General features: G+C 46.5%; 14 protein-coding genes. 5 read left to right on the forward strand and 9 right to left on the reverse strand.

Annotated features, from left to right (window positions below; genetic code table 11):
• Window positions 1-18: 18 nt before the first annotated feature.
• The 6 genes from AC5WJX_RS16220 to AC5WJX_RS16245 form a co-directional block, all read right to left on the reverse strand.
• The gene (locus AC5WJX_RS16220; RefSeq protein ID WP_440427866.1) at window positions 19-993 is read right to left on the reverse strand and encodes a ribonucleoside-diphosphate reductase small subunit; all 975 of its coding nucleotides are present in this window, start codon (window positions 991-993) and stop codon (window positions 19-21) included.
• Window positions 994-1,610: 617 nt separating this feature from the next.
• On the reverse strand, window positions 1,611-1,991 hold the full coding sequence (locus AC5WJX_RS16225) for a septal ring lytic transglycosylase RlpA family protein (RefSeq protein ID WP_494485350.1): 381 nt from the start codon (window positions 1,989-1,991) through the stop codon (window positions 1,611-1,613).
• A 202-nt stretch (window positions 1,992-2,193) separates the two neighbouring features.
• Window positions 2,194-4,035 carry a glycoside hydrolase family 2 protein gene (locus AC5WJX_RS16230; protein ID WP_494485351.1) on the reverse strand — a complete coding sequence of 614 codons (1,842 nt, stop codon included), beginning with the start codon at window positions 4,033-4,035 and terminating at the stop codon, window positions 2,194-2,196.
• A 20-nt stretch (window positions 4,036-4,055) separates the two neighbouring features.
• Window positions 4,056-4,757, reverse strand: a complete 702-nt coding sequence (locus tag AC5WJX_RS16235) for a DUF3823 domain-containing protein (protein WP_494485352.1) — start codon at window positions 4,755-4,757, stop codon at window positions 4,056-4,058.
• A gap of 21 nt (window positions 4,758-4,778) precedes the next feature.
• Window positions 4,779-6,671: a RagB/SusD family nutrient uptake outer membrane protein gene (locus AC5WJX_RS16240; protein ID WP_494485353.1), complete on the reverse strand. Its 1,893-nt coding sequence runs from the start codon at window positions 6,669-6,671 to the stop codon at window positions 4,779-4,781.
• 20 nt (window positions 6,672-6,691) lie between these two features.
• Window positions 6,692-9,880 carry a SusC/RagA family TonB-linked outer membrane protein gene (locus AC5WJX_RS16245; protein ID WP_494485354.1) on the reverse strand — a complete coding sequence of 1,063 codons (3,189 nt, stop codon included), beginning with the start codon at window positions 9,878-9,880 and terminating at the stop codon, window positions 6,692-6,694.
• Between the two features lie 190 nt (window positions 9,881-10,070).
• On the opposite strand from AC5WJX_RS16245, the gene AC5WJX_RS16250 reads away from it, so the two are divergent.
• The 4 genes from AC5WJX_RS16250 to AC5WJX_RS16265 all read left to right on the forward strand — a co-directional run bounded on the left by AC5WJX_RS16250 (window position 10,071) and on the right by AC5WJX_RS16265 (window position 15,166).
• Window positions 10,071-13,286, forward strand: coding sequence for a ligand-binding sensor domain-containing protein (locus tag AC5WJX_RS16250; protein ID WP_494485355.1), 3,216 nt, complete (start codon window positions 10,071-10,073; stop codon window positions 13,284-13,286).
• Window positions 13,223-14,032: a response regulator transcription factor gene (locus tag AC5WJX_RS16255; RefSeq protein WP_494485356.1), complete on the forward strand. Its 810-nt coding sequence runs from the start codon at window positions 13,223-13,225 to the stop codon at window positions 14,030-14,032. The genes AC5WJX_RS16250 and AC5WJX_RS16255 overlap by 64 nt, the downstream gene beginning before the upstream one ends.
• A gap of 80 nt (window positions 14,033-14,112) precedes the next feature.
• Entirely contained in the window at window positions 14,113-14,631 is a 519-nt protein-coding gene (locus tag AC5WJX_RS16260) for a GNAT family N-acetyltransferase (RefSeq protein ID WP_494485357.1), read from the forward strand.
• 16 nt (window positions 14,632-14,647) lie between these two features.
• Complete coding sequence (locus AC5WJX_RS16265; RefSeq protein ID WP_494485358.1) at window positions 14,648-15,166, forward strand: GNAT family N-acetyltransferase; 519 nt, start codon at window positions 14,648-14,650, stop codon at window positions 15,164-15,166.
• Window positions 15,167-15,171: 5 nt separating this feature from the next.
• On the opposite strand, the gene AC5WJX_RS16270 is transcribed toward AC5WJX_RS16265, so the two are convergent.
• Complete coding sequence (locus AC5WJX_RS16270; protein ID WP_440427885.1) at window positions 15,172-15,609, reverse strand: RrF2 family transcriptional regulator; 438 nt, start codon at window positions 15,607-15,609, stop codon at window positions 15,172-15,174.
• 109 nt (window positions 15,610-15,718) lie between these two features.
• On the opposite strand from AC5WJX_RS16270, the gene hmpA reads away from it, so the two are divergent.
• Window positions 15,719-16,924, forward strand: coding sequence for an NO-inducible flavohemoprotein (hmpA, locus tag AC5WJX_RS16275; protein WP_494485359.1), 1,206 nt, complete (start codon window positions 15,719-15,721; stop codon window positions 16,922-16,924).
• Window positions 16,925-16,998: 74 nt separating this feature from the next.
• On the opposite strand, the gene AC5WJX_RS16280 is transcribed toward hmpA, so the two are convergent.
• A complete protein-coding gene (locus AC5WJX_RS16280) occupies window positions 16,999-17,628 on the reverse strand; it encodes a TetR/AcrR family transcriptional regulator (protein ID WP_494485360.1) in 630 nt (209 codons plus the stop codon).
• Between the two features lie 234 nt (window positions 17,629-17,862).
• The gene (locus AC5WJX_RS16285; protein ID WP_494485361.1) at window positions 17,863-19,008 is read right to left on the reverse strand and encodes an efflux RND transporter periplasmic adaptor subunit; all 1,146 of its coding nucleotides are present in this window, start codon (window positions 19,006-19,008) and stop codon (window positions 17,863-17,865) included.
• Between the last annotated feature and the right edge of the window lie 10 nt (window positions 19,009-19,018).

The following is a 19,018-nucleotide window of genomic DNA, read 5'->3' on the forward strand; positions in this document are numbered from 1 at the left end:
GAATATTTATCTAATTTTTTAAAAGTCGTCATCCAGGGAGAAAGCAGATGCTTTATCCTCCGTAGAGGTCAACACACCACTTTTCTGGTAGTCACCCACACGTTTTTCGAAGAAGTTGGTTTTACCCTGCAGCGAAATCATTTCCATGAAATCAAAGGGGTTGGTTGCATTATAGATCTTGCTGTAACCCAACTCTACCAACCATCTGTCGGCAACAAACTCGATGTATTGAGACATCAGCTTCGCATTCATACCGATCAGTGCTACGGGTAATGCATCGGTAATAAATTCTTTTTCAATTTCCACGGCATCGCGGATGATGCCCTGTACAGCTTCTTCGCTCAATTTAGTCTGTAACATGCGGTATAATAAGCAGGCAAACTCGCAGTGCATACCCTCATCGCGGGAGATCAGCTCATTGCTAAAGGTTAAACCTGGCATCAAACCACGTTTTTTCAACCAGAAAATGGAACAGAAGCTACCGCTGAAGAAAATACCTTCGACGGCTGCAAATGCGACAAGGCGCTCGGCGAAGTTACCGCCATCGATCCAGCGTAGTGCCCATTCTGCTTTTTTCTTCACACAAGGCACCGTTTCAATCGCATGGAACAAACGATCCTTTTCTACCGGATCTTTAATATAGGTATCGATCAATAACGCATAGGTTTCAGAGTGGATGTTCTCCATCATAATCTGGAAACCATAGAAACAACGCGCCTCCGGAAGCTGCACCTCGCTCATGAAGTTTACGGCCAGGTTTTCGTTTACAATACCATCACTTGCTGCAAAAAATGCAAGTACGTGGGAGATAAAATGCCTTTCACCATCATTAAGACCATCCCAGTGTTTTTGGTCGTCAGACAGGTCAATCTCTTCTGCAGTCCAGAAGCTGGCCTCGGTCTTTTTGTACATTTCCCACAACTCCGGGTACTTAATAGGCAATAGAACAAAGCGATCCTTATTTTCTTTTAGTAATACTTCTTCTTGTTGCATATGTTTCTATTTTGGATGAGTAATTATTTAATTTTTTGAACACTGCCGTTCGTCTTTACAAAAACGCCCCTGAGCTGAGCCAGGCGACAGCTGAAATTTTCGCATTGAAGTTAATCTGCTAGATTTCAACAACTTGTTCAAGGTTCCTCACATCTACGATGTGCGGAATTTGTGTTAACAAATATAAACAGCCCCCCTTAGCTTAGCTCCGAATAGTTCTTAACAAGTGAGCAATTTTATCAACATTGCACACATAAAGTGACACATTTATTACGAGGAGAATTTGCTTAATCGAAGGTTTTGTACCCGGTAAGTTAAACATCACATCCATCATAAATTAAGCTAAACCCGCCCAGGATGTTGACCAAGCATCAGCAGGGTATCTTTAGGGGTTTGACCCGGCAACCGGCCGGTCGAGGCCGTATCGACCCCGGATTGAGGGCGGCTTGAGGGCGGTTCAACCTACAGGCAGTTAGATCGCCATCCGCAGCCTGAATCTAACATGGAACCAGCAAGCCTCACTGATGCTGAAGCAGGCCATAAAAGCAAATGCCGTTTGTGGAACACAAGCGGCAGCGGGAAATTGATTTAGTTCGACCAGAAGAATTGGTGTCGTGTTACTTTTTAACATAGGTAATCTCCACCCGGGCATCGCCTTTTTTCCAGATGCCTAGTTCTTTCGCAGCTTGTGCAGAGACATCAATGATATAGCGCTTGGTGAATGGCCCTCGGTCATTTACTTCCACATCTACAGTTTTACCATTTTTAAGATTTTTCACGGTAACGATGGTACCGAAGGGAAGGGTGCGGTGAGCTGCGGTAAGCTTATGTGCACGATACTTTTTACCGCTGGTGGTTTTTCGTCCTTCAAACCTGGACGAGTAGTAGGTTGCGAGTCCTGTTTTAGTCTTAATATTGGGATTTTTATCTTCTACCGGGCTACTAGCACCCGCCTGAAGAAAGAAGATCATACCTAGTAAAAGCAAACAATATCTCATATTTCTTTCTTTGATGAACTGCCAAATATAAGAAAACGAAGCGCTTATAAAAATTTTAGCCTCCTGACTAGTTTGCCCTCTATCCAGAGGAGCAAACTAACCAGGAGGCTTTAATAAACTTAAATCGCTGTTAATCTTTCAAGTTTGATGAACTTCCCAAACTTTTTATTTAACAGTTGTTCAGGTTAAAAAAATGAAAAATTTAGAGTGCTACTTTCACATCATACAGCTTTTTACTTTCTGATTTTAGCTTTTTCGGCTCTATTTTGATCACCTTTCTATCATAGGTAATGAAGCCATTCACCTCTCCTTCCACGTCAGTAGTTTGGGTATATACCGCAGCAGAAAGTCCCATTGGAATAAGCTCTGTCATGCGCTCAATGAAGGTTGTATACCGGGTGAACAGACTATCCGCAGATTTGAAGTTCTGGTAGCCCCAGTTATCACGTTCCTGCCACAGGTGACCGGTTAATGGTAAACCCAATCCCCCGAACTCCCCTAGTACCAGGATGCGTTTGGCACCAAACAGTTCCGGATCAGGCATCGCCGGACGTGGATAATTATGCAGATCGACAATATGCCCATCTTGCGTGAAATTACCGCCGCTGGCGCTGTTCACTAACCTCGAAGGATCTTTCTGAATCGTCCAATCGGTAATTTCTTTGGTTTTAAATTGTCCCCAGGCCTCGTTGAAAGGTACCCACACCACAATCGATGGGAAGTTATGAAGACTGGTCATGATCTTGTCCCATTCTTTTCGGTAGTAGCCTTCAGATTCCGGGGTTCTTTTCTGGTCTGTTGCCCTGTCGATCACACCCGGATGATTTTCCCAACCATTACCCAAGTCGCCGCTCGGCATATCCTGCCAAAGCAGGATACCATTTTTATCACAGTAGTTGTAATAACGTGCAGGTTCTACTTTGATGTGCTTACGGATCATGTTAAAGCCCATGTCTTTCAAACGGTCAATATCCCAGACCATCGCTGCTTCCGTTGGTGGCGTGTATAGACCATCAGGCCACCAGCCTTGATCCAGGGGGCCATATTGGAACAGGAACTTATTATTTAACAGCATGCGTTGGATGCCCGCCGCATCAGGTGCCATAGAGATCTTACGCATGGCGAAATAGCTATCTACCTGATCTAGGGCTTTGGAGCCACGTACCAGGGCAACTTTCAGGTCATACAAATAAGGATCATCGGGCGACCATAGATGCTGATCTTCCAGCTTCAGCACGGCAGTAGCATCCGCGGCAACCACCTGCTCGGCAACAACTTTACCGCCGGCCAGTGCCTGTACCCTGATCTGATCACCAGGTTTTGCAGCAGCAACCGCAGCACTTACGGTAAGGGTTTTCGCATCGATATCTGGTGTATGTTTCGTGCTTTCGATGTACGTCTCCGGCACTGCCTCGATCCATACCGTTTGCCAGATACCTGTGACCGGCGTATACCAGATGCCGTCCGGCTTGTTGATCTGTTTACCTCTAGGTTGAGGCCCGTCATCGGTGGGATCCCAAACACGTACCTTGATCTCCTGATTACCACTTCTGGTCAGCAGTTTCGTGATGTCGAAACTGAAAGGATCAAATCCGCCTTCATGTTTACCGGCACTTTTACCGTTTACAAATACTTCGGTTTGCCAATCTACCGCACCAAAGTGCAGCAACACCTTTTTGCCGCGCATATTTGTTGGTACGGTAATGTTGTGCTGATACCAGAGTACGCTGTCCTTGCCTACGCGGCGACCTACACCAGATAGTGCAGATTCCACTGCAAAGGGCACCAGGATCTTGCCTTCGTATTTAGTGGTGGCTTTCTGATTTTTTGGAACGATGGTATAGTTCCAAAGGCCATTGAGGTTTTTCCAATTGTTGTTTCGTACCAATTGGGGACGCGGATATTCCGGCAAAGGCGCATTTACATCGACCTGCTCTGCCCATGGCGTTACGATCCTTTCCCGGACAAGACTCCAGGATTTTTCCTGCGCCTGAACTGCAAATTGACTTAAAACGAGCAGTAAAAGTGAGATTCCTTTTTTCATTCAAATTGATTTTAGATGTATTATAGTTGGATTTTTAGGAGCGGTGAAAATATCATATCTTCCACTCCGGAGATTTTTAGTCCGATACGTGCAAACACATAGTTTTGTGTTGGCGTCATCGCAGGCACCGTGACAGACAGGCTTACATTTGCCGGGTCGGTGATCGCTGCCGCGCCGAGTTCGGTATTTGCGATGTTATCTGCTCTGGAAACAAACTGTGTTTTATTAATGAACAATGCCACATTTTCAATGAGCTTCGCATCCGCTCCGGTGATGATCTGATCAATGCGACAGCTGGCATTGATGGTAGTGCCACTAGCCGAGTAGCTTGCATTCCGTAGCAGGAAGTAAGGTGTTGCTTCAAGATCAAGGGTCTGGTTGCCACTCACAGTCACATTCAGCGTATCGCGGCCAGCACTTGAATTTTCCTGCCAGCGGAAGGGTCCCTGCCCGTTAGGGATGATCAGCTTATACTGCCCGTCGAACAACAGGTATGAAAAGGTGCCATCCTGCGCGAAGGTTGTGGCAATTGCACCCGACTTGCCGAAACCTGGTTGATACAATTCCAGCGGGACCTGATTAAACTCCAGCCCGATCTCTTCGCCGTTGTACATGATCCGGCCGCTCAAGGTCGATGCCGGCGCTTCATAATTGTCTTTTTTACAAGACTGAACCCCAAATGCGATGGCCAAAAGGATGATATAATGAATTTTAAACTTCATGACGTCTTAAATGTAAGTGTCTTATTGATTTGGTTGCTTAACAATTTTAGGATTTGCCGAAACAATGTCGTTACCTATGTTGGAGTAGTAGTTACCCAGCTGGAACCTGCTTGCGCCGGTTACCGGACTTGGCTTCACTTCGCGGAACAGCCATTTTCCATTGTTCGGATTCCCAGGATTGTAGTATTTGTATGGCCACAAACCAAAAGGCTGTGTGTTTTTCTTGGTAGCGGAACCAATGTTGCTGGTAAGCTGGCTCACCGTCATCTGGCTGCCATCCCATACCACATGGGCAAGCCGCCAGCGCTTCATGTCGAACAAAGTATGACCTTCGAACACCAGCTCCACCCGACGTTCATGCACGATCCTGTCGAAGGTAATTTCGGTTAGCGGCGTGGTGAGCCCCGCACGCTGCCGCACCCGGTTCAGGTAATCGGCCGCTAAGCTGGTCTGACCCAACTCGAAAGCGGCCTCGGCAGCGTTTAAAAGCACCTCTGCGAAGCGGTAGCGGATGAACGCAACATCACTTCGGCGGCCCCTTCTACCCGATCCTTCTTGAGGATCCAGATATTTGCGGATGTAGAAGCCAGTCTGGCTTCTGAATTCCTGCCCATTTACCGGACCATCTTTTCCGACCACCTGCACAGGAACGGTTGTTCCAGGAAGTGGCACCAGGCGACTGGCATCATCACTGCTGAGGATGCTTCCATCAGCAAGCAGGTAACCCGCCCAGATGTCTACCCGTTTTCCTTTGAAGAGCCCATTTGGCAGCAGCACTGTTCCCGCAAGACGTGCATCCCGGCCCGCGAAAATATCCAGCTGATTGGTGTAATAAATTGGGTTACCATTGGCATCCCGGGTTGCCAGCGGTGCATAGGTATTATCCAAACGTTCAAAAGCCTCTACAATGTTAAGTGAAGGGTTCAAACGTCCTGCATCAAGGCCTTCATCCGAGATGGAGAAAGGCTGATTGTTTGTCGTAAAGTTGTGCACCCGACCGGTATTCACTTTAAAATCTTCAATAAAGATCGGTTCGGTATTCACACTGCTTTTATCCAGGAAAAGTTGCGCATAATTATCAGACAAGTCAGGTAAGACACGATATAACTGGTAGCCACCAGCGCTTCCACTAATGATCTCTTCAGCGGCCCGTAATGCCTTGGTATAATAATCATTAGCAAGGTTCGCAGGAATGCCAACCTCTCCGCCCGGCAAAGCGACCTGCGGTGTTGTGGCGCCGTATTTAGCTATCGACGCTGCGTATAACGCTGCGCGGCATTCCATGGCTAAAGCAGCACCTTTGCTGGCCCTTGATTTCACGTTCACATCTGCTGGGAGCAGGGATTTGATCTCCTCAGCTTCGCTGATTACAAAATCATAGATCTCCGATTCTTTTGATCTTGGTGTCTGCAGGTTGGTTACATTACCGCTATAGTCATACACCAAAGAGGTGGTGATCAGCGGCACTCCACCCATGCGTTTCACCAGTTCAAAATAGTAGTTTGCCCTTAAGAAGCGGCCCTCTGCAATAAAGCGCACTTTGTCGGCTTCAGAAAGTTTGGTCGCTGCCGTAGCCCGCTCAATGAACAGGTTCAGGTCACGGATATAACCATAATCCCAGCTCGACCATTCTCCATAGCCCCAGCTTGTCCTTTGCACAATGTCGTAAGCGCCATTTTCCGAAGGAAAAGCCTCACTGAAATCAACAAAGCTGTCCCAGCCATCATCCAGGCTTGAAAAATCCTGTTGCCGGTTGTACAAGTCTCCCAAGACCGACAGCACGAGTGCAGGGTCGGAGAAAGCGGTTTCTTCAGGAATAATCTGCTTTGGCGGCACATCAAGAAATTCGCTGTCTTTTTTACAGCCTGCAACCAACAGCACTGCGAGCATTATCGTAACATATATCTTCTTCATGGTAATTCGATTTGTGGGGCTTAAAAGGTGAGGTTTAAACCAACATTAACAACTTTATTCTGTGGAAATTGAAGACCGTTGTCGTCTGTTGTTTCCGGATCAACGTTGTAAGAGCTTAAGTTATCGATTGAAAACAAGTTGTACCCATTCAGATATACCCGGGCACGTTTAACCTTGATCTTCTCGAGAATCGATTGTGGCAGCGAATAGCCAAGCTCTATCGTCCTGGCACGCAAGTACCGTACATTGTGCAACCAGAATGTGGAATTTGAGCCGTAGTTACTGTGGCTGGTTCCTGGATTCATCCGGTTTGCAGGATACTTACCCTGGATCCATTCGCTATTGAGATCGAAAGGATCAGCGCGATGCCAGCGGTCTTCGAATATCGAGTTCAGGTTACCATTGTTCTGGAATGCCCAACGTGTTTCCCAGTTCTGGAACCAGGTATACCCTGCACCACCAGAAAAATCAGCATGGAAGTCGAAAGACTTGTAAGACGCGCCAATGCTGAAGCCGAAATTCACGTTCGGTTGCCTGCCGTAGCCAAAGCCTACAGGTCGCTCATCGTACTGGTCGATCTTGCCATCACCATTCTGATCCTTGTAAATCAAGTCACCCGGCAATAGCGTACGGTTGCCCCTACCATCCACATTCACGGGATAGTTATTGATCTGTTCCTGGGAAGAGAACTGCCCGGCAATCTCGTAACCCCAGTCAATATTCGCAAACCTGTTTTCCGAGGAGTTGCGGTACTGATCCCAGGAGTTAAAGAAAATCGGATTGTATGAGTTCAGGTTCTTCAAGCGGGTGTAGGAAATGTTTCCGCCGATATTGTAAGTTAGCTCTCCGATCTTGTTGGTATAGTTCAACGATAACTCCTCTCCATACTGTGCATCAGAATTCACGTTTTCCTGCGGCAGGCTATATCCAATTTCTATTGGCACGATCAGGTCATTCTTATTGCCCAGCAAGCCGGTTCTTTTACGGTAGAAATAATCAATGGTACCCGTTAGCTTATTATTAAACAATGCAAAGTCGGCCCCGACGTTAAAGGACTTACTTTTAAGCCAGGAAACTCTGGTTACCGGAATGCCCTTGTCTCTGGAAACAATCACCGCATTTCCATCGATGATGGCTGTACCTTGGTTGTAATTATAGCCCGGCAGATAAGCGTAAGCGGCAACAATAGGCTGGTTGGGATCATTCGGGTTTCGGTCATCCCCCAGGATACCGTAAGATCCTCTGAATTTCAGGTCACTTAAGATCTTGCTATCGCCAAGCAGCTTTTTCATGAAGTTCTCTTCCGTGATCCGCCATCCTGCAGAGACACCCGGAAAGTAGCCTACCCGGTTTTCCGGCGCAAACAGGTAGGAGGCATCCCGCCTGGCGGAAGCTTCGAGGAAGTACCTGTTGGCAAAGTTGTAGGTAATCCGTCCGATGTAGCCGATCCTGGTTTCTGCATCATCCCGGTCATTGTAGGTATCTGCTGTAGGAAAATAGATCAGCGGTAAATTGTTTGAAATTGGCGAGGAGTGGATGTAGTTGCCCAGGTGTTTAAGCTCGATCCTTTCATTCACCAGGGTTGCGCCTACGGTGTGTTGACCAAAGGTGTTTTGATAGTTGATCTGCGCCTGGAAAGTTGTTGCAAACTCTTTACGTTGCTCACGCTCGCGGTATGGGTTATTACTACCGCCGGTGATGTCATAGGTGTCTGTTTCCGGGCGATAGGTGTAAGTGTTATAGGTATATTCATGGTTATTAAGCAGGTAATCTGCAAAATAGTAGGAATACACTGCCCGGGCAGTAAGCCCTTTCACCCCGGGGATCTGGTATTCCGCGTTGAAATTGGTCTGTAGTACACGCCAGTCGTTCCGGTAGGTTCCGGAGAGCCTCTTGTTCAGGAAAGCGTAATTCGATTCCGTGTGGCCAATATCGTTCAGGTACAGCGGGTTGTCGTTTGCATACGGACGTTCAAGTGGGGAGTTGCGCAGTACGGCAAATCTGGCCAGGAAGTAATCATCGACACCAGGTACACCAGGGTTTTCCCTAGTTTCGATCCGACCGTTAATATTTACGCCAACTTTTAGGCCGTTGGCCACCGTGGCACTAACGTTCGATTGAATGTTAGTACGTTGAAATTCATATTCCTCTCCTAAAACGGAGTTCTGATAAAGATTTGTCGCAGATACATAATAGTTCAACTTATCCGTGCCGCCGGTAAAGTTCACGTTCAGGGAGTTCTGAGGCGCATTGTTATTACTCTTCAGCACATATTCCCGCCAGTCGAAACTGCGGTAAGCCGGGTCGGTGCCAGCCTGATATTTTGCCAGTTCCTCTTGAGTGATACTGGTGTTACCATTGGAATTCATTTCCGCTTCCGCTTTGTAACGCATGTAATCATATGAGGTACGTACAACATCAGGAAAGCGCGACCAGTTCTGGAAACCCGCATAGGCATCCACATTGATGCGACTGTCCCCTTTAGCACCTTTTTTGGTCGTAACCACGATCACCCCATTTGCAGCACGTACACCGTAGATTGCCGCTGATGCGTCTTTCAATACGGAGATCGATTCGATATCATTTGGTGCGAGGTTGTTGAACTGCCCTTCATCCTGTTGGATCCCGTCAATGACATACAGCGGGCGGCCCATGTTACGCACCTGGATGCTCGCGCTGGCACCCGGCCGGCCTTCAGACATCCGGAAAGTGACACCTGGGATCTTACCTGCAAGGGAGGTACTTACGGTAGCACCACCGTGTACCCGTTCGATATCCTTACTGGTTACCGAGGAGATTGCCCCGGTGATGGACTCCCGCTTCTGGGTACCGAAGCCGGTTACCACCACTTCTTCAAGCTTCTGATTGTCTTCGGCAAGGGTTACCGTTAAACTGGAGCGACCATTCAGTGGAACCTCCTGGGTGATGAAACCGACATAGCCGAACTGCAAGGTTGCATTTCTATTGGCTACGGCGACCTGGAACTTGCCATCTCCATCCGTTGTTGCACCAACTGTGGTACCCTTTACTTTCACGGTTACGCCAGCAAGGGGGACACCTTTGTCGTCGGCCACGGTACCAGTGATGGTGCTGTTTTGTGCCAGCGTCGGTAAGGAGAAAAGAAGGATTGAGAAACAGCACAAAAGTGTCGTAAGAGTACGCCACTCTAAGCTTATGCTCCTGCCATAAGCGTGTAAACGTCTTTTCATAAGGTTAGCTATTTGGTTTAAACATGCTGCATGCAGCATGCGGTTACTCAAATATGGCGCTTTTGAAAAGCTCGTCGTTTACAGAATTGTCTCATTAATTCCTCAAATCGTCTCAAAATTTCTGCACTATTCCCTATTTTGAGTAAACAACCACATCATATCTTTGATATATTTGAGAAAGCCTAACCAATTGAACCGCATTCTCTTAATCATTGCATTTGCCTGTACATACCTGTATGGATATGGCCAGCCGTACTATTTCAAACACTACCAGGTGGAGAACGGCTTGTCGAACAATACGGTGTATACCTCCATTCAGGACGACAAAGGTTTTATGTGGTTTGGAACCAAGGATGGTCTGAACCGTTTCGATGGTTATACTTTCAAAACTTACCGCAACGACCCAAATGACCCGAAAAGTCTTGGCAATAACCTGATCTATTCTTTATATAGCAGCCGGGGCCAGCTGTTTGTGGGTACAGGCAATGGTATTTATCGATTTCATGCCGCTGATGAAAGCTTTGTGATGCTGAACCATACCAAGGGCATCCGGGCGTTCAACATACAACAGGATCACCGGGGCAACCTGTGGATCATAGCTGCAAATGGCTTGAGCAGATTGTCTAAAGACAACAAAACGATCCGGAGATTTAAGGATAACAAGGTTGATTATACCTTTATTTACCCAGCCGAGGACGGCAGCATCTGGCTCGGCGCCAGTGATGGCATCCTCAGGCGCTATGACCAAGGCGCAGACAAGATCAGTATGGTTCAAAACCTGAGTACCGCCGGGATCCGCGAAGCCGCTGCCATCTCGACCATACGGAAGACCGACGATGGGAAACTGCTGGTCGGCACCACCACCCAGGGTTTAAAGCTATTTGACCCGAATAATAGCAAGGTGACCGATGTCATTAGCTTCAACCCGGACAAGACTAATATTTATGTCAGAGATATCCTCCGGAATACGAATCAGGAATACTGGATTGCGACCGAATCCGGCGTATACATTTACCATCACAATACGGGCAGGATCACCCACCTGGAAAAACAGAACAACAACAGATATGCTTTGGCGGACAATGCCGTTTATACCCTTTGTAGGGATAATCAGGGTGGGATCTGGCTGGGCAGCTATTTCGGAGGCATCTCCTACTACTCCGCACAATATTCCATTTTCAGCAAACACTTTCCGCAGCAGCAGGAAAATTCGATCAGCGGAAATGCGGTGCGCGAAATACAAAAAGATCAATATGGCAGGCTATGGATCGGAACTGAAGATGCAGGATTGAACAAGTACGAGATCAACACCGGACGATTCAGCAACTACCGCCCAGATGGGAAAAAAAAGAGCATCGTGCATTCGAATATTCACGGGTTGATGGCTGATGGCGATAAGCTTTGGATTGGAACCTTTCATCACGGCATAGATGTGATGGACCTGAGCACCGGAAAGGTCATCAAACACTATAATGCGGGAAAAAATGGCTTGACCAGCGACTTTGTGATGGCTTTTCAGCGCAGCAGAAAAGGTGATATGCTGGTGGCCTCTACAAATGGATTGTTCCGCTACCGGGCCATGGATGATTATTTTGAACGGTATGAAGCGGTGCCACCTGTGTCATACAGCTCCGTTTTGGAAGCGAGTGATGGCACGATATGGATCGGCAGCTTCGATGAGGGCTTATTTAAGATGAGCGGGGCCGGGCGGCTTCTAAAACACTACCGTCAAGAGCAGGACCCTGCGAATGGACTGAGCAATAATACCGTCACCTCCATTTTCGAAGACACAGATAAAAATATATGGATCACCACTGAAGGGGGTGGCTTGCTTAAGTATAAAAAAGATGACGATACTTTCCTGAGATATACCGTCAAAAATGGTTTCCCGACAAATTTTCTCTTCCGGATTGAGGAGGATCAAGACCACACTTTCTGGATCAGCAGCAGCAGAGGTTTGATCAATTTCAACCCGAAAACACGATATGTAAAAACCTATACCAAATCTGATGGATTGCTGACCAACCAGTTTAACTACAGCTCTTCTTTTAAGGACGCAGACGGCCGGATCTATTTTGGCAGCTTAAAAGGCCTGATCAGCTTTGATCCTCAGGCTTTGAAAAACAAGGTGTTCGACCCTCCAATCTTCATCACTAATTTTCATGTGCAGCATACCGGCACAAATGACAGCCAGGAAAGCTATCCTTTTGACCACTCCATCATTTCATCCAAGGAGATCACCTTGCAATACGATCAATCGTCATTTAACATTGATGTGGCTGCCCTCAGCTTCTTTGCACCGGAAATGACTGAATATGCCTACCGGATGACAGGGTTATATGATGATTGGGAGCATTTAAGAAGTAACAGGAAGATCTACTTCACCAAGCTAGAGCCTGGCACTTATAATTTTCAGGTCAGGGCACTTGTACATGGCAGTACGAAATGGAGTAAAAACGAAGCGAATTTAAGAATTATCATCCTTCCGCCGTTATGGAGAAGCGGCTGGGCGTACCTGCTCTATGCGGTGGTCGGGGCATTGACGGTATGGCTGCTGATCCGCTACTTTGACCGCAGGCTAAAAACAAAGAACCATATCCGACGAAAGATCTTTGAGAATGAAAAAGAAAAGGAAATTTACCAGGCCAAGATCGAGTTCTTCACCATGGTTTCCCATGAGATCCGTACACCGCTGACGCTAATAAAAGGTCCTATGGAAAAACTGCTGAAGCAAGCGCGCGAAGTTCCATCGATGGAAAAAAACCTGAACATTTTGAACCGAAATACCGAACGACTGCTTAATCTCACGAACCAGTTACTGGACTTCAGAAAAACCGAGATCAGCGGTTATTCACTGAACTATGTTCGGGCAAATATCCCGGAGATCATCCGGGAGGTTGCGCAGAACTTTGAAGCACTCGCTGAACACAAGCACATCACGTTGAGATTGCGTCTTCCTGGGGAACCTTTGTACGCCTATGTTGATATAGAGGCCTTTTATAAGATCATCTTTAGCCTGCTGGATAATGCTTTTAAATATGGGAAGACCATCGTTGCTGTTGGCCTGGAGGGTCAGCCCAGGGCCGACCATTCCTTCAGGATCGCGGTAAAGAGCGATGGAGATATCATACCTCCAGCGGCAGCGGAAAAGATATTTGAACCTTTCTACCGGGTGAAGGAAAGCAAATCGCTACCGGGTACGGGCATCGGATTATCCATTTCAAGAGCGCTTACCGAACTACATCAGGGCACACTGGTGTTGGATCAGCATAACACAGGTTATAACACTTTCATACTAAAACTCCCAATACACCACGCTATCGAGTTTAATCTTCAGGAAAAATGGAAAAAACACTTACCCTCAACACCGATCAGCAGCAACGAGACATCAGACCAGCCATTTTAATCGTCGATGACAACCCTGACATCCTGGACTTCATCTCTGATGACCTCTCGGCGTATTATACTCCCCTAACCGCGACAACAGGTCTGGAAGCGCTGGACATACTTGAACGGGAGGTGATCGCCCTTGTGGTCACAGACATCATGATGCCGGGGATGGACGGCTTTGAACTTTGTGAGAAGATCAAATCGAACATCAATCATTGCCATGTGCCGGTTGTGCTGCTCACCTCTAAAACGAATGTTCAATCCAAAATCGAGGGGCTGGAGCTGGGTGCGGATGCCTATGTGGAAAAACCATTTTCCCCGGACTTCCTGCTGGCGCAAATCTCTTCCTTATTGAAAAACCGGAATACCTTAAAGACGTACTTTTCCAGCTCACCTTTGGTTCACATCAACAGCATTGCACATTCCAGGGCGGATGAAATTTTCTTGCAGCGACTGCAGGCGACCATCCTGAAGCACATTGCCAATCCGGCACTGGATGTAGATTTGATCGCGGATGAAATGAACATCAGCAGACCTACCCTATACCGGAAGATCAAGTTGATTTCAGACCTGTCTCCGAATGAACTCATCAATGTTACGCGACTAAAAAAAGCGGCAGAACTGTTAAGCGAAGGCAGTTTGAAAGTTTATGAAATTTCAGAACAGGTAGGTTATAGCTCACAGACACACTTCGGCAGGAACTTCGCTAAACAGTTTGGTATGTCACCTACAGAATATATTCACCAGCAAAAAAGAATGTGATGACAATTGAATTGCAGCAAATTCTTAACATTGCTTTCGGAAAAACAGCTGAAAAACGCGGTTGAACATTAAACCTAGACATGACATATAAATTTGAAAAAGCATCAATAGATCAGGCGGAGGAAATCTGGGCGATTTTAAGTGAGGCCATTGTTCGAAGAAGATCGGATGGAAGCAATCAATGGCAGGATGGATATCCAAACCTGGAGGTTGTAAAATCCGATATTGCAAATGGCTACGGCTATGTGGTCAGGGCTGAGCAAGGGATCGCTGGCTATTGTGCCATCCTGATCAACAATGAGCTGGCATATGAAGACATCGAAGGCGCCTGGCTGAGTGCAGGAGATTTTGTGGTCTTCCACCGCGTGGCTGTGGCGAAGCAATACCTGGGTAAGGGCATCGCCAGATTGATGCTTGGCTTTATTGACGAGTATGCTTTAAAAAACAACATCTTCAGTGTGCGGGCAGACACCAATTTTGACAATGCGGCAATGCTCGCCTTGTTCGAGAAAACGGGCTATCAATACTGCGGGGAGGTATATTTCAGAGGCAGCCCACGTAAAGCATTTGAGAAACTGCTTCCTGAAGCAAATTTGTAGTTTTAATTAGAGGATAATGGAGACCTTAGAAATACGAAAAGCTACTGCAGAAGATCTGCTGTTGCTGCAAGATATCGGCCGTCGGACTTTTCTGCATACTTTCTCTTCAAGCAACACGGAAGAAAGTATGCTTAAATATTTAGCTGAAGGCTTTTCAGCTAAAAAACTTCATGCCGAGCTTCTAAACAAAGATTCACAATTCTACTTCGCAATGCTCGGGGAAGATGTAGTTGGTTATCTGAAGCTGAATACCGGTCGGGCACAAACCGAACTCAAGGAAGGAGCCGGACTAGAAATTGAACGAATCTATGTTTTAGAGGCCTACCATGGCAGAAGGGTTGGTCAGGCGCTGTATGACAAAGCTATTGAAGTTGCAAAAGCATTACACTCGGCGTATGTATGGTTGGGTGTTTGGGAGAAAAATGCCAGAGCAATTCGCTTTTACGAGAAGAATGGCTTTGTAGCGTTTGACAAACACCTGTTTAAACTTGGCGATGAAGAACAAACGGATATCATGATGAAAAAGGTGCTTTAGTGTTTTTACTTCTTTAAGGAAAGCAGGCCATTTACCAGTTCTTCATTAAATCTGCCAATGGTATTGTTTGTCAGCACCTCATGAATCTGGTCCCTAATGGCCTTGAATTGATGGTGTAAAGGACAGGGATTCACTTCCGAGCACTGCTTCAAACCCAAGGCACAGCCTACAAAAATACTGTTACCGTCTACTGCTTCCACAATGTCACTAAGTGGCCTGGAAAGCGCAACCTCAGTGATGTAAAAGCCTCCGTTCGGACCCTTTATAGAACTGATCAAGCCCTTGCGGCTAAGATCCTGAAGGATTTTAGCCAAGTAAAGCTCGGGTGAATCAATGCCCGCTGCGATGTCCCTTATCCCTACTTTATTTCCAGTAGTTGTTTTGTGCGCAATATAGAGCACTGCGCGAATAGCATACTCGCAGGTTTTTGAAAAAATAGCCATAATTCGTACGAGCGAAGATACAAAATTAATAAAAGACATTTTTATCTTTAATACAAAGTAGCTATGTTTGTATAAATAAAGACAAAAAGGTATTTTAATATAATTGAGTATGACAAACGAGCAAAAAGCACTTGTGCGCGGCACAGTACCTGTTCTCAGAGAACATGGTGTGGCCTTAACCACTTATTTTTACAACAGGATGCTCAGCCATAACCCGGAGTTGAAGAATGTGTTTAATAGTGCAAACCAACGTACGGGCGCGCAGCCTACAGCCTTGGCGATGTCAGTTTTGGCCTATGCTGAACACATTGATAATCCCGCAGTACTTTCGCAGGCTGTGAACCGGATCGCGCATAAACATGTGAGTCTTGACATCCGTCCGGAGCAATATGCGATTGTGGGGAAACATCTGCTAGCATCCATCTCTGAAGTACTTGGGGAGGCTGCAAGCTCAGAACTAATTGACGCCTGGGCAGCAGCGTATGGCGAATTAGCTGCGATCATGACCGGTGTAGAAGCAAGTTTATATAGTGAATCTGCAAACAAGGAAGGTGGCTGGAGCAGTTGGAGGCCCTTTGTAGTACAGAAGAAGGTAAAAGAATCTTCTGAAATTACTTCTTTTTACCTGTATCCCTCTGACGGCGGTAAAGTTGCAGATTTCCTACCGGGGCAATACATCACTGTTCGCTTATTTGTGCCTGAATTGAAAGTACTTCAACCACGTCAGTACAGTATTTCCTGTGCACCAAATGGAGCGTACTACCGGATTTCGGTTAAAAAAGAACGCGGCATTGATGAGCAACATGCAGGTTTTATTAGCAATATGCTGCATGACACCATCCATGAAGGCGCTGTTATAGAGGTGGCACCTCCTGCGGGGGATTTTACATTGGATCTGGAATCAGACAAGCCGGCGGTTTTCATTAGCGGCGGCGTGGGGCTAACCCCATTCATGAGCATGCTGGAGTATATGGTACAGTCGAAAAAGGACAGACCAATTACCTGGATTCATGGCAGCCGGGGTTTTGAAGTGCATGCTTTCAGAGACACCGTCACAGAATTAAGTGGCCAGCACAGTTCTATGAACATCCATACGTTTTATGATAAACTCGAAGATGAGAAGCAGGATAATTACTACGAAGGTTTTGTAGACCTCAGCCAGGTAAAAGATGCTATCGTCCCGGGTGCGGATTATTACATCTGCGGTCCTGGTGTATTCATTAAAAAGCATTTTGCATACTTGCGCGAGCAGGGAATAGATGCCAGTGCTATTCATTTTGAAGAATTTGGGCCGGCAATATTGGTCGTTGAATAACCTGAGGTTTCGATATTGCTGCCTGGCCTGAAAACTAACATTGATAGGGCTGGGCAGCTAAAGCCACTGGATATTTACTTACCGTATGTTTTTTCTAAAATAGCCATAATTGCCGCTTTAATCCGCTGCATACCTTCCGGTGTATTCAGATCAATTTCGCAGATCTTGCAGTCCGTTGATTTGGAATACAGCACCAGGTAGTAAATGCCTGCAACCAACAGCGCGGTGACTGCGCGCAGGTCAATATCTTTGCCTTTCAGTTCCTGATCTGCAAGGGCGAAGAAATGATGACCAACCTTTTCCCGTTCCTCAGAAACTTCCTTCATCAGTTTTGTGGACTGGCTGATCTGCCATAAGATGATCTTCTGCATCTCTTCATCTTTTAAAAAGTAATCCAGCTGATTTTGAAGCAGATTGTTGAGCATTTCCCGTGTACATCCCGCCTGATGTGCCTCTGAAATTTTATTGGCATCGAAAGTTCCAATCCAATAGTCATTACCACGAACGTAGGTTTCTATCAGGGTGTTTACTGAACCAAAATAAAGGGTGATCAACCTCCGGTCCAGCCCTGCTGCCCTGGATATATTGGTTGCAGTAAGCCCGGTGTACCCTTTTTCCCGGATAACAGCGCCTACAGCTTCAATTAATTTTTGCTTTGATCGTTCCTTGTCATTAACCTGACCTTGATACGGTTTCTTGTTCATCCTGCTTTGTGTGTTGACCTAAGATACATATAACGTATCAAATACGCCCGGGAGTGCTTTATCCGCAGGCCCCAAAAAATATTTGTTCCAAATTTCCCATGTATGGGAAAAGTTATATATCTTTAATTAACAGGAAGGTATGCAGGAACTCCGCTGAACAATTCATCATGAATTTAGCATCTGAATGAATATACAACGCTCAACTTCGAAGCAGCAACCGTAAAGGTTGCTGCTTTACTCCTCCTCTCCGCTATTCTTCATCTTCATCAATAAGGTATAAGCATTTTTGGTAACCATTCTGGTTGAACGATTAAGGCCAGGCGCTTCGATCTGCTGTTTGCCTTGCGACTGGTTACCCAAGCTCACCTTAGTCATCCTAAAATGATTGGCTCCGGTTTCCACAAATACGTAGTGGTTGTTCTGCCAGCGTACGATCGCATCTTCGTTAAGCGTCAGCGCCTTTTTGTTTTGTACTTCCACTTCAGCATTCATAAACATACCCGGCAATAAGGATGGGTCGAACTGCTCAAAGTGGCAGTGCACGGTAGCCATGCGGTCGGCATCGAGGTTCTTGCTGATCAGGATGATCTCAGCTTCATATTTTTTCTCTGGGTCATCATTCTTGTAGGCCAGTACGCGCTGTCCTATAGACAAGCTGTTGACATCCTGCTCAAATACGTTCAAAGCCAGGTGAATGTCTTTTGGATTGACGAGCTCAAACAGCACATCGGTTGGCGCGGTGTACTTACCAATATTAACATCTACTTTGGCTACAAATCCATCAATTGGAGATAAGATGTTTACGCTCTTGGAAATGTTCGATGCGGTAAGGCGGCGGGCGTTGATGCCGATCAGCTCCAGCTTTTCTGCAAGCGCCTGCATGTTTATACGTTGAGTTTCCATTTCTGCGCGACTCTGCTGAAAGACCTTGTCGCTTGCTGCCTTATTCACATTCAGTTCCTGATAACGGTTGTATTCATTGGTGGCAACATTCAAGCGCTCTTTCGCGGTCAGGTAATCTTGCTGCAGCTGGATGAACTGCATATCTTGCAGCACCCCAAGTACCTGGCCTTTTCTCACATGCATGCCGGGCAGCAGGTCCGTAGATTTAAGGTATCCCCCCAAAGGAAAGCTTACGCTTACGGTGCTCTGCGGCGGAACATCAATGCTGCCTTGTAAGCGAATGCTGCCGCTTAAGGCACTTTCGTCCGCGGTACCGACTTCGATAGCTGCGGTTTTCATCTGCTGGGCAGAAATATCCACCAACATGGTGTCTGTAGCTTCAGCAGCTTCCGCATTTTCTGCCGCTGGATCTGTTTTCGCCTCCCCACAGGCAATCAGGAATAATGGGATATAAAGGTATAAGAGGTATTTCTTCATTTGAGTGTGG

The organism is Pedobacter sp. NEAU-ZC8 (assembly GCF_059278965.1).